The organism is Streptomyces sp. PSU-S4-23, assembly GCF_055632315.1.
This window is the reverse complement of record NZ_JBVMUU010000002.1, coordinates 416,935-429,795: the sequence shown is the minus strand read 5'-3', so window position 1 is coordinate 429,795 and position 12,861 is coordinate 416,935. Positions and strand designations below refer to the sequence as shown.

At 73.5% G+C, this 12,861-nt stretch carries 13 protein-coding genes; 9 read left to right on the top strand and 4 right to left on the bottom strand.

Annotated features, from left to right (window positions below; all coding sequences use genetic code 11):
* Positions 1 to 55: 55 nt before the first annotated feature.
* Complete coding sequence (locus ACZ79I_RS02660) at positions 56 to 1,222, top strand: PucR family transcriptional regulator (protein ID WP_471493695.1); 1,167 nt, start codon at positions 56 to 58, stop codon at positions 1,220 to 1,222.
* A gap of 67 nt (positions 1,223 to 1,289) precedes the next feature.
* Here the strand turns inward: ACZ79I_RS02660 and ACZ79I_RS02655 are convergent, their stop codons facing one another.
* The gene (locus ACZ79I_RS02655) at positions 1,290 to 1,970 is read right to left on the bottom strand and encodes a cyclase family protein (RefSeq protein WP_471493693.1); all 681 of its coding nucleotides are present in this window, start codon (positions 1,968 to 1,970) and stop codon (positions 1,290 to 1,292) included.
* Positions 1,970 to 2,146 carry a hypothetical protein gene (locus tag ACZ79I_RS02650; protein WP_471493692.1) on the bottom strand — a complete coding sequence of 59 codons (177 nt, stop codon included), beginning with the start codon at positions 2,144 to 2,146 and terminating at the stop codon, positions 1,970 to 1,972. Before ACZ79I_RS02650 ends, ACZ79I_RS02655 begins: the two co-directional genes overlap by 1 nt.
* 326 nt (positions 2,147 to 2,472) lie before the next feature.
* On the opposite strand from ACZ79I_RS02650, the gene dnaK reads away from it, so the two are divergent.
* Both dnaK and grpE read left to right on the top strand, forming a co-directional pair.
* A complete protein-coding gene (gene dnaK / locus ACZ79I_RS02645; RefSeq protein ID WP_471493690.1) occupies positions 2,473 to 4,347 on the top strand; it encodes a molecular chaperone DnaK in 1,875 nt (624 codons plus the stop codon).
* 2 nt (positions 4,348 to 4,349) lie between these two features.
* Complete coding sequence (grpE, locus tag ACZ79I_RS02640; RefSeq protein WP_471493689.1) at positions 4,350 to 4,883, top strand: nucleotide exchange factor GrpE; 534 nt, start codon at positions 4,350 to 4,352, stop codon at positions 4,881 to 4,883.
* Between the two features lie 49 nt (positions 4,884 to 4,932).
* On the opposite strand, the gene ACZ79I_RS02635 is transcribed toward grpE, so the two are convergent.
* Complete coding sequence (locus ACZ79I_RS02635; protein ID WP_471493687.1) at positions 4,933 to 5,484, bottom strand: hypothetical protein; 552 nt, start codon at positions 5,482 to 5,484, stop codon at positions 4,933 to 4,935.
* Between the two features lie 375 nt (positions 5,485 to 5,859).
* Between ACZ79I_RS02635 and ACZ79I_RS02630 the strand changes: the two genes are divergently transcribed.
* Together ACZ79I_RS02630 and ACZ79I_RS02625 are read left to right on the top strand one after the other, a co-directional pair.
* Positions 5,860 to 6,294, top strand: coding sequence for a protease inhibitor (locus tag ACZ79I_RS02630; RefSeq protein WP_471493685.1), 435 nt, complete (start codon positions 5,860 to 5,862; stop codon positions 6,292 to 6,294).
* Positions 6,295 to 6,618: 324 nt separating this feature from the next.
* A complete protein-coding gene (locus ACZ79I_RS02625; RefSeq protein WP_471493683.1) occupies positions 6,619 to 7,482 on the top strand; it encodes a Cof-type HAD-IIB family hydrolase in 864 nt (287 codons plus the stop codon).
* 34 nt (positions 7,483 to 7,516) lie between these two features.
* Here the strand turns inward: ACZ79I_RS02625 and ACZ79I_RS02620 are convergent, their stop codons facing one another.
* Positions 7,517 to 8,521 (bottom strand): zinc-binding alcohol dehydrogenase family protein, encoded by a 1,005-nt coding sequence (locus ACZ79I_RS02620; protein ID WP_471493681.1) that lies wholly within the window; start codon positions 8,519 to 8,521, stop codon positions 7,517 to 7,519.
* 177 nt (positions 8,522 to 8,698) lie between these two features.
* Between ACZ79I_RS02620 and ACZ79I_RS02615 the strand changes: the two genes are divergently transcribed.
* From ACZ79I_RS02615 to ACZ79I_RS02600, 4 genes are all read left to right on the top strand, one after another.
* On the top strand, positions 8,699 to 9,736 hold the full coding sequence (locus tag ACZ79I_RS02615; RefSeq protein ID WP_471493679.1) for an ArsR/SmtB family transcription factor: 1,038 nt from the start codon (positions 8,699 to 8,701) through the stop codon (positions 9,734 to 9,736).
* A complete protein-coding gene (locus ACZ79I_RS02610) occupies positions 9,717 to 10,406 on the top strand; it encodes a ribonuclease H family protein (RefSeq protein ID WP_471493677.1) in 690 nt (229 codons plus the stop codon). Before ACZ79I_RS02615 ends, ACZ79I_RS02610 begins: the two co-directional genes overlap by 20 nt.
* Positions 10,407 to 10,600: 194 nt before the next feature.
* The gene (locus ACZ79I_RS02605) at positions 10,601 to 12,112 is read left to right on the top strand and encodes an MFS transporter (protein WP_471493675.1); all 1,512 of its coding nucleotides are present in this window, start codon (positions 10,601 to 10,603) and stop codon (positions 12,110 to 12,112) included.
* A 155-nt stretch (positions 12,113 to 12,267) separates the two neighbouring features.
* Positions 12,268 to 12,861 carry a TetR/AcrR family transcriptional regulator gene (locus ACZ79I_RS02600; RefSeq protein WP_471504711.1) on the top strand — a complete coding sequence of 198 codons (594 nt, stop codon included), beginning with the start codon at positions 12,268 to 12,270 and terminating at the stop codon, positions 12,859 to 12,861.

The window sequence follows — 12,861 nt, the reverse complement described above, 5'->3', positions numbered from 1 at the left end:
ACAAGACCCGTCCACCGTGGTGCGCACACCGCGCGGCTGGAATCATCACCCTGTGATGAACCAGCCCTCGCCGGTCCGGGCCCGGATCCGGCAGCAGCTCGCCGCCGACCCGCGGGTGGTGGAGGCGGTCGTGGCCGCCGTCCACGCGCAGGTGCCGGTGTACGCCGCGCTCGACGACAGCCGGCTGCCGGAGGTACGGGCCATCGCCGCCTGGGGCGTGGACCGGCTGCTGCACCTGTGGGCCACCGACGGCACATGGGATGCCGCCGACCTGCGCAGGGTCCGCGGCATCGCGGCGGCCCGCGCGGCGGACGGCCGGCCCGTACAGGCGGTGCTGCGCGCCTATCGGGTCGCGGCGACCGTCCTCACCGACGAGGTCGCCGGCCGGGCCTCCGGTCTCACGGCGGCGGACGGCCTGGCGCTCGCCCGGATGCTGGTGACGGCGCTGGACACGCTCTCGGAGGAGATGGCCGCGGCGTACGCGGCGACCATGGAGGACCTCGCCGGTGACCGCGACCGGGCGCTGCGGCTGCTGCTCGACGACCTGATCGCGGGCCGGCACGCCTCGGTGGGCGCGCTGACGGACCGGTCGGCCCGGCTGGGCGTGCAGCTGCCGGAGCCGTACTGCCTGCTGGTGGCCGAGCCGGTGGCCGGCGGCGGCCCGGACATGCCGTACGAGGCCGCCGCGGGACTGCTCGGCGCGCTCGGCGACGGCGGTACGGCACTGTCGACGGTCCGCGGCTCCCGCGCCGTGCTGCTGCTCCCCGCGACGGCCGCCGGCCGGGCTCCGGCCCTCCTCGGCGCGCGGGGCTGGCGGGGCTGCGCGATCACGGGGGAGGGGCTGGACCGGGTCGCCGCCGCCCACCGCCTCGCCGCCGACGCCCTGGACACCGCACCCGCCCACGCCCACCGTCCCGGCCGTGTCCTCACCGACGCGGACGCCCACGTCCTCGCCCTGCTCACCGGGCATCCGGCCGCCACCGCGGACCACATCGCCCGCCTAGTCCTCGGCCCGCTGACCGATCCGGAGCAGCGGCATCTGCTGGAGGCCCTGTCCGCGTACATCGACGCCGGCTCGGCGACGGCGGCCGCCCGCGCGCTGCACCTGCATCCGCAGTCCTTGCGCTACCGGCTGCGCCGCGTCCGGGCCCTGACGTCCCGCGATCCACGCGATCCGTGGCAGCGCCTGACACTGGACGTGGCCCGCACGATCCGGCCGTGAGCGGCCGCGCGTTTGTGCGGGGACGTGCCGGTCGCCGACAGCGGTCGCCGGGTCCGGTCGCCGGGACCTACACGTATCCCGGCGGGGGGCCGACGCGGGCCACGGCCCGGGCCGGGGCGCCGTCCGCTCCGGGCAGGTGCAGGGGGAACAGGTACACCTCCACCGGGCGGCCCGCCCGCTGGGCCGCGAGAACCCGGTCGAGGCCGGTGAGGTTCTCGGCGATCACGCCGCCCGCGCCGCACAGCACACGATGGGCGGGACGGTCCGGGTCACCCGTCTGGTCCACGCTCAGGGCGTCCACCCCGAGCGTGCGGACGCGCGCGTCGACGACCGCCTGCACGGCCTGTGGCGTCAGCCAGGGATGGGCCAGGTAGGCGTCGGTACCCCAGTACGCCGACCAGCCGGTGGCCACCAGCAGGATCGCGCCCGGCTGGAGCCACAGCAGACTCAGGGCGGGGGCCAGCAGATCCGGCGTGATCGGCGCCCGCGCCGGCAGGCCGCGGACGTCCGCCACCACCGCGGGACCCGTGAACCGCTCTAGCGGCAGCGCGTCCAGCGCGGGCCACGAGGAGTCGACGTGGTACGGCGCGTCCACATGCGTCCCGGACTGCGAGGCCAGATGCAGGCTGAGCACGTTGACCCCGTCCGTGGCCACCCGGAGCGCCCGTTCCACGTCGACCTGCGGGTCCCCGGGATACACGGGCATCCCGGAGACCAAGGGCACGGACAGGTCGAGCCAGTACTCCATCAGCCGCCCCCGGGGAGGAGCCGCACCGGCGCCGGGCGCAGGACGGCGCGGTCGAGGACGCGGGGCGCGTGCGGGGCGTACCGGCCGCGCCGGGTGCAGAAGCCGGGCATCATCACGACCATCCACGGAGTGGTACAGGTGGTGATCATCGTCGCAAAGGAGGAGATCGACCGCATCGGATTCACCCCGGAACGGCCGAAGACGATGCGCGGGGCGGCGACCGTGCCGCCCGCGGACGCCGGCGGTGTCCCGCCCCGAATCGACGCCGGGTGGATCCCAGCGGACGATGAAAGTGCCGTCGGCCGGCAGATGCCGTCACCGGCGTCATCGGCGGGGCCGCTCCCCGGACCCGTAGGACGTCCGGGAGCGGACCCCCCGGCCCCGGCCGGGCGGACCACTTCGGCGTACCGGCGCCCGGCGCTCCGGCTGGAACCGGCCACCCGGACGGACGAGACCCGCTGACGAGAACGACAACGAGGGACGACGAGGAGGGAGAGTCCCCATGGCACGTCCGGTCGGTATCGACCTCGGTACCACGAACTCGGTGGTCGCGGTCCTGGAGGGCGGCGAGCCCACCGTCATCACCAACACCGAGGGCGCCCGTACCACGCCGTCGGTCGTGGCCTTCGCCAAGAACGGCGAGGTGCTGGTCGGTGAGGTCGCCAAGCGGCAGGCGGTGACCAACGTCGAGCGCACCGCACGCTCCGTCAAGCGCCACATGGGCGACCAGCAGTGGCGCTTCCCGGAGACCGGCAGCATCGACGGCAAGAGGTACACCGCGCAGGAGATCTCCGCGCGCGTGCTGCAGAAGCTCAAGCGGGACGCGGAGACCTACCTGGGCGAGGACGTGACCGACGCGGTGATCACCGTGCCCGCGTACTTCGACGACGCCCAGCGGCAGGCCACCAAGGAGGCCGGGGAGATCGCCGGGCTGAACGTCCTGCGGATCATCAACGAGCCGACGGCGGCCGCGCTGGCGTACGGACTCGACAAGGAGAACGACCAGACGGTGCTGGTCTTCGACCTCGGCGGCGGCACCTTCGACGTGTCGCTGCTGGAGATGGGCGAGGGCGTCATCGAGGTCAAGGCCACCAACGGCGACACCCGCCTCGGCGGCGACGACTGGGACCAGCGGATCGTCGACCACCTGGTCAAGCAGTTCAAGAACGGGTACGGCGTCGACCTGTCCCAGGACAAGATGGCGGTGCAGCGGCTGCGCGAGGCCGCCGAGAAGGCCAAGATCGAGCTGTCGAGTTCGTCCGAGACGACGATCAACCTGCCCTACATCACGGCGTCGTCGGAGGGCCCGCTGCACCTGGACGAGAAGCTGACGCGCGCCCAGTTCCAGCAGCTGACCGCCGACCTGCTGGAGCGCTGCAGGAAGCCGTTCCACCAGGCCGTCAAGGACGCCGGGATCAACGTGTCCGACATCGACCATGTGATCCTCGTGGGCGGTTCGACCCGCATGCCGGCGGTGACCGAACTGGTGCGGGACCTGACCGGCAAGGATCCGCACAAGGGCGTCAACCCCGACGAGGTGGTGGCCGTGGGCGCCTCGCTGCAGGCCGGTGTGCTCAAGGGCGAGGTCAAGGACGTCCTGCTGCTCGACGTCACGCCGCTGTCGCTCGGCATCGAGACCAAGGGCGGCATCATGACCAGGCTGATCGAGCGCAACACCACGATTCCCACCAGGCGTTCGGAGGTCTTCACCACCGCGGAGGACAGCCAGCCGTCGGTGACCGTGCAGGTCTACCAGGGCGAGCGGGAGATCGCGGCGTACAACAAGAAGCTGGGCATGTTCGAACTGACCGGTCTGCCGCCCGCCCCGCGCGGGGTGCCGCAGATCGAGGTGACGTTCGACATCGACGCCAACGGCATCATGCACGTCTCCGCCAAGGACCTGGGCACCGGCAAGGAGCAGAAGATGACCGTCACCGGCGGCTCCGCGCTGCCGAAGGACGACATCGACCGCATGGTCCACGAGGCCGAGCAGCACGCGGAGGAGGACCGCAGGCGGCGGGAGGCGGCCGAGATCCGCAACCAGGCCGAACAACTCGTCTACCAGACCGAGAAACTCATCGGGGACAGCGGGGAGAAGATCCCCGGCGATCTGCGGAGCGAGACGGAGCGTGCCGTCGGCGAGCTGAAGGAGACCCTCAAGGGCGAGGACACCGCGGCGGTCCGGCGGGCCATGGAAGCGGCGACGGCCGCGGCCCAGAAGATCGGCACCGCCCTGTACGAGCAGGCGCACACCGAGGGCGCCACGGCGTCGCAGGGCGCGGCGAGCCAGGGCGCGGCCGGCCAGGGCGCCCGGGACGAGGAGGAGGTCGTGGACGCCGAGATCGTGGACGACGACGGTACGTCACGGACGGGCTGACCATGGACCGGATCCAGCCGCTGAGCACGGAGCTGCGGCGTCTGCTCGACGAGCGCACGGGCGACCTGCAGCGGGTGAAGGCCGAGTACGACAACTACCGCAAGCAGGTGCGGCGCGACCGCATGGCGGTGCGTGAGATCGCGGCGGAGAACGTGCTGCGGGCGCTGCTGCCGGTGCTGGACGCCGTCGAGGCGGCCCGTCGGCAGGAGGCGATGACACCCGGCCTGAAGGCCGTCGCCGAGGTCCTGGAGACCCAGTTGGGCTCGCTGGGACTGGAGGTGTTCGGCGAGGAGGGCGAGCCCTTCGACCCCGCCCGGCACGAGGCCGTGACCCATGTGGTCTCGCCGGACGCGACCCGTTTGACCTGCACCGAGATACTGGGTCCCGGCTACCGGGTCGGCGAGCGGCTGCTGCGTCCCGCGCGCGTCACGGTCACCGGCCCGCCCCCGTCCGGCGGGGCCGGGGAGGGGGAGCGGACCGGAGAAGAGGACCGCGGCGGCCGAGGATGCCGCGAGGAGACCGGCCGGCCGACGTGAGGCGCCGCGTGGGCCGGTGGGGGAGAGGGGCAGTACCGCCGGGACCGGCTCACTCCTCCGGGGCCGGGGCGTGCTCGGGCTCGGCGTCCGGCCCCTGCGCCCGCACGCGCCGCACATCGTCCAGCGACTCGCGCAGCTCCGTCAGCCACTCGTCGGTGTGCCGGTGCACCAGGCGCACGCACCAGGCGAGTGCGTCGCTGCGGCTGCGGGCCACACCGCCGGCGACGAGCGTGTCCAGCACCTGGCGCTCGGGCTGGCGCAGCCGGGTCATCACGGGCGCCGCGACATGGGTGAACAGGGCGCGTTCGCCGCCGCACTCCACCGCCCACGAGACCTTTCTGCGGAACCGGTGCTCCGCCTCCCGTGCCACCGCGACGCGGTCCTCGCGGGTGCGTTCGCGGAACTCCCGCATCCTGGCCCGCACGGCCGCCTCCTTCTCGCCGGCGGAGGCACCCCCGGCGAGCCGCGGCTCGGGGATGCGGCCCACGACCGTGATCTCCTCCCGGTCGACGGTGACCTCCACCAGCGTCTCGAACAGGTCGTCGGGCAGACGCCCGGCGAACCACCCGCGCAGTCTCTCGTGCCGCTCCGAAGTAATCATGTAATCACGATTACTCCGCTGCCCGGCAAAGACAAGGGCTTCCGCGGCGGTTCGCCCCACAGCTGAAGACAGCGCTTACCGCGTCAGGTAACCGGAACGTTTCAGGCCGATTGCCGAACCGCGTGAATCCGGCCAGTCGATGGCCCCGGACGATCGCCGACCGTGCGGTTGCGGGTGCCGGCCGTTCGAGGTCCGTGACTTCACGCCACTGATTCAATACTCAAAGTTACCGAAACGTGGAGGGTCGATGTGAATTCCGTGCGCGGACTCGGCAGACTCCCGCTCGCCGAACCGGCAACCGAACCGGACCGGCTTCGGCCCACGTACGACCGGAACCGGACCGTGTCCCGACACACGAGCGGAAGGATGCACACAATGCCGAACACCGCGCGCTGGGCAGCGACCCTCACCCTGACGGCCACCGCCGTCTGCGGTCCCCTCACCGGATCCGCGCTCGCCGCCCCGCACACCGCCGCCTCCGGGCTCTACGCCCCCTCGGCGCTCGTCATGACCGTGGGCCACGGCGAATACGCCGCCCTCGCCACCCCGGAGCGCGCGGTCACCCTGAACTGCGCCCCGACCGCCTCCGGAACCCATCCGGACCCCGTCGGCGCCTGCGCCGAACTCAAGGGCGTCGGCGGGGACTTCGACGCCCTCCCGGTCAGGAACGGCGCCCTGTGCACCAAGCAGTACGCCCCCGTGGTCGTCACGGTCGACGGCGTCTGGCAGGGCCAACGCGTCTCCTACGAGCGCACCTTCGCCAACGAGTGCGTGAAGAACTCCTACGGGAGTGCCGTACTCACCTTCTGAGAGCCCGGGATCGCGAGGCCCCCGTGGATGTCGAGGGGGTCGTGGCTGGGGAGCGCGAGCCCTGTCACGGGCGCCATGCGATCTCGCACCGGGGGCCGGCCGGACAGAGTGGGGCTGTCCGGCCGGCCCCCGGCATCATGACCCGCCCGCGACGCACCGGCGCCCCGCTCCGCGGTGCTCAACGTCGTATACACCGGTACGGGCCGGCGGCCGCTCGCCCTTCCGAGGTCGCCGGCCGGCGAGGGGCCACCGCCCTTTACCATGGCAGCCGTCCCGCTCCCGGCCCGCGTGGATCCGTCCCGCCCCCCGCACGGAAAGCAGCACATGACCGCCACGCCCTCGTGCCTCCTGACCACCCCCGAGCCGCCGAGCGGACCCGTCGACGTCCGGCTGGTCGTGACCGACATGGACGGCACGCTCCTGGACGGCGCCGGGCGCATCCCCGAGGACCTGTGGCCCCTCCTGGCGCGCCTGCGCGAACGCGGAGTGCTCTTCAGCCCGGCCAGCGGCCGCCAGTACGCCACACTCGCCGGGCAGTTCGCCGAGGCGGCCGACGGCATGGTCTTCGTCGCCGAGAACGGCACCTATGTCGTGCGCGACGGCGTGGAACTCAGCTCCGACCCGCTGGACCGCGCGACCGCCGCCCGCGTCGTCGGCACCACCCGGCGGCTCGCGGCCGCCGGTGTGGACGTCGGAGCGGTCCTGTGCGGAAAGAAGTCGGCCTACGTGGAGCGGGCCGACGCGGCCTTCCTCGCCGAGGCGGGGAAGTACTACACCCTGCTGCGCACCGTCGAGGACCTCACCGCGGTGGACGACGAGTTCCTCAAGGTGGCCCTCTTCGACTTCGGGCCGGTCGAACGGACCACCGCGCCCGCCCTGGAGCCGCTCGCCTCGACCCACCAGGTCGTCGTCTCGGGCGAGCACTGGGCCGACATCATGAACGCCGCCGCCAACAAGGGCGCCGCGATCCGCAGGCTCCAGCAGGACCTCGGGATCACGCCCGCGCAGACCGTGGTGTTCGGCGACTACCTCAACGACCTGGAGATGCTCGACGCGGCCGAGTGGTCCTTCGCCATGACCAACGCCCACCCGGAGGTGATCCGGCGGGCCCGCTACCTGGCGCCGCCCAACACCGAGCACGGCGTCCTGCGCACGCTCGCACGCATGCTGGACCTGCCCACCCCCTGATCCATGGCGCGCCCGCGACCGCCGAGCGGCGCGCTCACAGATCGTTGACCAGCACGGCCGCACCCTCGAAGCGCCCGGCCTTCAGATCGCCGAGGGCCCGCCCGGCCTGCGACAGCGGATACGTGTGCGTCGTCGCCCGTACGCCGTACCGGGCCACAAGGTCCAGGAACTCCCGGCCGTCCTCGCGGGTGTTCGAGGTGACGCTGCGCAGCTCCTTCTCGTAGAACAGCTCGCTCTCGTAGTGCAGGGCCGGGACGTCGCTGAGGTGGATGCCCGCGACGGACAGCACGCCGCCCCGGTCGAGCGCCCGCAGCGCCACCGGCACGAGGTCGCCGACCGGCGCGAACAGGATCGCCGCGTCCAGCGGCTCCGGCGGCCGGTCGTAGGCGCCGCCCGCCGACGCGCACCCCAGCTCCAGCGCGAGCCGCCGCGACGCCTCGTCCCGGGTCAGGACGTGCACGGTGGCGCCCTGCGCCAACGCGACCTGCGCGCACAGATGGGCGCTGCCGCCGAACCCGTACAGCCCGAGGCGCCCACCCGGCGGCAGCGACGTCCGCCGCAGCGCCCGGTAGCCGATGATCCCGGCGCACAGCAAGGGTGCCAGCGCGACGTCGTCCACATCCGCGGGCAGCCGGTAGGCGAAGGCGGCCGGTACGGTCGTGTACTCGGCGTATCCGCCGTCGGCGTCCCAGCCGGTGTACTCGGAGGCGGGGCACAGGTTCTCGGCCCCCCGCGCGCAGTAGCGGCAGACACCGTCGGTGCGGCGCAGCCACGCGACCCCCACCCGGTCGCCGGCCGTCCACCCGCGCACCTCAGCCCCCATGCCGGCCACCGCGCCCACCACCTCGTGCCCGGGTGTCACCCCCGGACGGTGCACCGGCAGATCGCCCTCGGCGACATGCAGATCCGTACGGCACACACCGCACGCCCGCACCTGCACCAGCAACTCGTCCGGCCCCGGCACGGGGACGGGCCTCTCCACGAACCGCAGCGGTTCGCGCTCGACGGGACCCGGCCGGTCCACCACCCATGCGTGCATGCCTGCGCCCCGTCCCGTCGACGACCGTCCGCCTCCCAGTGTCGGACATCACCGGCCGCCCCGCGTGCCAGGTCCGCACGACGGCAACCACGCCGGGTGCGGCGGTCGTCCTCCTGTTGTGGCCGCCGCGCTTCCCGGCGGCCGCCCCCCACGGTTCGGGCGCCCGAGAGAGGACGCATGCTCCGCATCCACTTCACCCCGCAGGATCTGCAGAACATCCGCCTGGCCCGGCAGCCCGATCCGCTGTGGGAACTCGTCTGCGCCGTCTGCCGCCTGGAGACCGGACAGGGGCCGCTGGAATTCGGGCACTGGCGGCGCTCCGTGCGCGCGGCACTCGCCCGGGACCCGCGCGCGGGCCACGCGCTGCGCCCCCTGCGCGACCTGATCCCTCCGGTCGGCTACATCCCGGACTTCCTCACCCCGCCGGTCACGGGAGAGGGCCTGGACGCCGGACTCGACCTGGTACGCCGCACACCCCGCGCCCGGTTGGCACACGAGCTGACCCTGCTGGCGTCCTCCCGGCCCGTCCCCGGCTGGGCCACCGCGCTCGGCGGACCCGGCGGGGAGGGCCTCGCATCCCTGACGAACGCACTCGGCCGCTCCTTCCGGACCCTGCTGGAACCGCACTGGGCCCATGTCCGCGCCGCCGTCGGCAACGACGTCGCGCTGCGCTCCCGCGCCCTCCTCGACGGCGGGACGCGCGCCCTGCTGGAGGGGCTGCTCCCGCTGGCCCGCTGGAACGCCCCCGTCCTGGAGGTGGACTACCCGGTGGAACGCGACCTCCGTCTGGAGGGACGCGGACTGCTCCTGGTCCCCTCGTACTTCTGCTGGCGCCGCCCCACCGCGCTCGCCGATCCCGGGCTCGACCCCGTCCTCGTCTATCCGGTGGCCAAGCAGCCGCTCGACGTCGTGCGTGCGAGCGAGGACGGGCTGCAGCGGCTGCTGGGCCGCACCAGGGCGGCCGTCCTGACCGAGGTGGCCGCCGGCGGCGCCCGCACCACCGGCGAGGTGGCCGAGGCGGTGGGGCTCGCCCTGCCCAGTGCCAGCTACCAGATCGGCGTCCTGCGCGACGGCGGCCTGGTGGTCAGCCGGCGCGACGGCAAGTACGTCCTGCACACCGCGACCCCCCTCGGCCTGTGCCTCCTGGACGGCACGGGCGCCCGGCCCGCGACCGGAGCGGTGGCCGGGGCGTGGCATGATCGGAGCCATGCCTGAACGTGTTGTGGCCGCCTGCGACGGGGCTTCGAAGGGGAACCCCGGACCTGCCGGATGGGCCTGGGTGGTCGCCGACGACGACGAGATCCCGAGCCGCTGGGAGGCCGGCCCGCTGGGCCGGGCGACCAACAACGTCGCCGAACTGACCGCGCTGGAGCGCCTGCTGAGCGCCGTCGACCCGGGGGTCGCGCTGGAGATCCGGATGGACTCCCAGTACGCGATGAAGGCCGTCACGACCTGGCTGCCCAACTGGAAGCGCAACGGCTGGAAGAACGCCGCGGGCAAGCCCGTCGCGAACCAGGACCTGGTCGTGCGCATCGACGCGCTGCTGGACGGCCGCGAGGTCGAGTTCCGCTACGTCCCGGCGCACCAGGCCGACGGCGACCGCCTCAACGACTTCGCGGACCGCGCCGCCAGCCAGGCGGCCACCGTCCAGGAACCGGCGGGCAGCGCGTACGGCTCCCCGGAGCCGCCGTCGTCCCCGCAGCCGCGCGCCTCCGCCTCGTCCCGCCGCGGCGCCCCAGCGCGGAAGCGCGCCTCCGCCCGCACGATCAAGGCGAAGTTCCCGGGCCGCTGCGTCTGCGGGCGTCCGTACGCGGCAGGCGACCCCATCGCCAAGAACGCCCAGGGCTGGGGCCACCCCGAGTGCCGCCCGGCGGCAGACGACTAGGACCGTCCCTGCGGCGTGGGCCGCCGCCCCCGTACGCCCCTTGGTGAACGGCCATTCACCCGCTATGGTGAATGGCCGTTCACCTCCTTTGCGTTCCGCCGGTCCGCCGGTCCGCCGGTCCGCCGATCCGCCGATCCGCCGATCCGCCGTTCCGCTGGTTCGCCGTCCCCCACCGCCCTACCGCTGGAGCGACCATGGCCCCGATACCCGGCTCGTCCGACCGCTCCGCCGTACCCGCAGGGACGGGCGGACCGGCGGGACGAACGGGACTGCGGGACCGGCTGACGGTCCCGGTACTGGCCTTCGGCGGGATCCTCATGGCCGTGATGCAGACGGTCGTCGTCCCGCTGCTGCCCGACCTGCCCCGCCTCACCGGTGCCTCCGCGGGCGCCGTCTCCTGGATGGTCACCGCCACGCTGCTGGCCGGAGCGGTGCTGACCCCGGTGCTGGGACGGGCGGGCGACATGTACGGCAAGCGGCGCGTGCTGCTGGCCGCCCTCGGGCTGATGACGCTGGGCTCGGTGCTGTGCGCGCTCTCGTCCGACATCGGGGTGCTCATCGCGGCACGGGCCCTGCAGGGCGCGGCCGCCGCGGTCGTCCCGCTGTCGATCAGCATCCTGCGTGACGAACTGCCTCCCGAGCGCACCGGCTCGGCGGTCGCGCTCATGAGTTCCACCGTCGGCATCGGCGCGGCGCTCGGCCTGCCGCTGGCCGCGCTCGTCGTGCAGTACGCGAACTGGCACGCCATGTTCTGGGCGACCAGCGCCATCGGCGCCGTCGGTCTGCTGCTGGCCTGGTGGGCGGTGCGCGAGTCACCCGTCCGCCACCCGGGCCGCTTCGACGTGCCGGGCGCGCTGGGGCTCGCCGCCGGGCTGGTCTGCCTGTTGCTGGGTGTCTCCCAGGGCGGCCAGTGGGGGTGGACAAGCCCGCGGATCCTGGGACTGTTCACGGCCTGCGCAGTGGTCCTGACGCTGTGGCGGCGGCAGCAACTGCGTGCCGGGCGGCCCCTCGTCGACCTGCGGCTGGCGGCCCGTCCACGCATCGCGCTGCCCCACCTCACCGCCCTCCTGCTCGGCTTCGCCTTCTACGCCAACTCCCTCGTGACGGCACAACTGGTCCAGGCCCCGGTGGCCACCGGCTACGGACTCGGCCTGTCCATCGTGGCCAGCGGTCTGTGTCTGCTGCCCGGCGGCGTGATCATGCTGCTGTTCTCGCCGCTCTCCGCCCGGATCTCGGCGGCCCGCGGTCCGCGCGTCACGCTCGCCCTCGGCGCGGCCGTCCTCGCCCTCGGCTACGCCGTGCGCATCGCGGACAGCCGCCATCTATGGATGATCATTCTCGGTGCGTCGATCGTGGCGACCGGGACGACCCTCGGCTACTCGGCGCTGCCCACGCTGATCCTGCGCGCCGTACCGGCCGGGCAGACCGCCTCCGCGAACGGCGTGAACGTGCTCATGCGCACCATCGGCCAGGCCACCTGCAGCGCCGCCGTGGCCGCGGTCCTGGTCCACCACACCAGCCTCGTCGCGGGCGCCCCCGTACCCACGCTGCACGGCTATCTGCTGACGTTCGCGATGGCGGGTACGGTCGCCCTGGTGGCCTGTGCCACCGCCCTCGCCATCCCCGGCGACCGGGTACCCGGCGCCGCCGACCGGGCCGGCGGGCGTACGAAAGCGTCCCACGACGAGGCACTGGAAGGAGCGTGAGCGCCGTGACCCCGCCGCGCGCCACCGTCCCCACGGGCCGCCCGCCCGGACCGGCTCCCGAACCCGGACCGGCTCCCGAACCCGGACCGACGCCCCGACCGGCTCCGGCCCCCGGGTCTTCGGCCGCCGTGCGGTCTCCGGCCGCCGACGCCGAGATGACCAGGGCCTCGGTGCGCCGTGACGCCGAGACGACCAGGGCCTCGGCGCGCCGTGACGCCGAGACGACCAAGGCAGGCATCCTGCGCGCCGCGCGCCATCTCCTCGCCCGGCACGCCCACGCGGACATCACCCTCAAGGCGGTCGCCGACCTGGCCGGGGTCAGCCCCCCGCTGATCCTCAAGTACTTCGGCACCAAGGACACGCTCTTCTCCCAGGTCATGTCCTTCGAGGCGGACGCCACCGCACTTCTGGACGCTCCGCTCGGGGACCTGGGCCGCCACATGGTCCGCCATGTGCTGGTGAGCCAGACCGAACAGGGCGCGGACCCCTTGCTGCGCATCGTGTTCGCGCCGCTGCACGGCGAGCAGGGCGACATCCTGCGCGCCAACTTCCGGACCCAGGTCAGTGACCGTCTCGCCGCGCGCCTGAACGGCCCCGACGCCGGACTGCGCGCGGAACTCGCGGTGGGCACCCTGCTGGGCCTGGGGGTGATGTTCGGCATCGCACGCGGGACACATCTGCGCGCCGCGGACCTCGGCGACATCGTCGAACGGTACGCACCGTCGATCCAGGCGTACCTGACGCCCTGA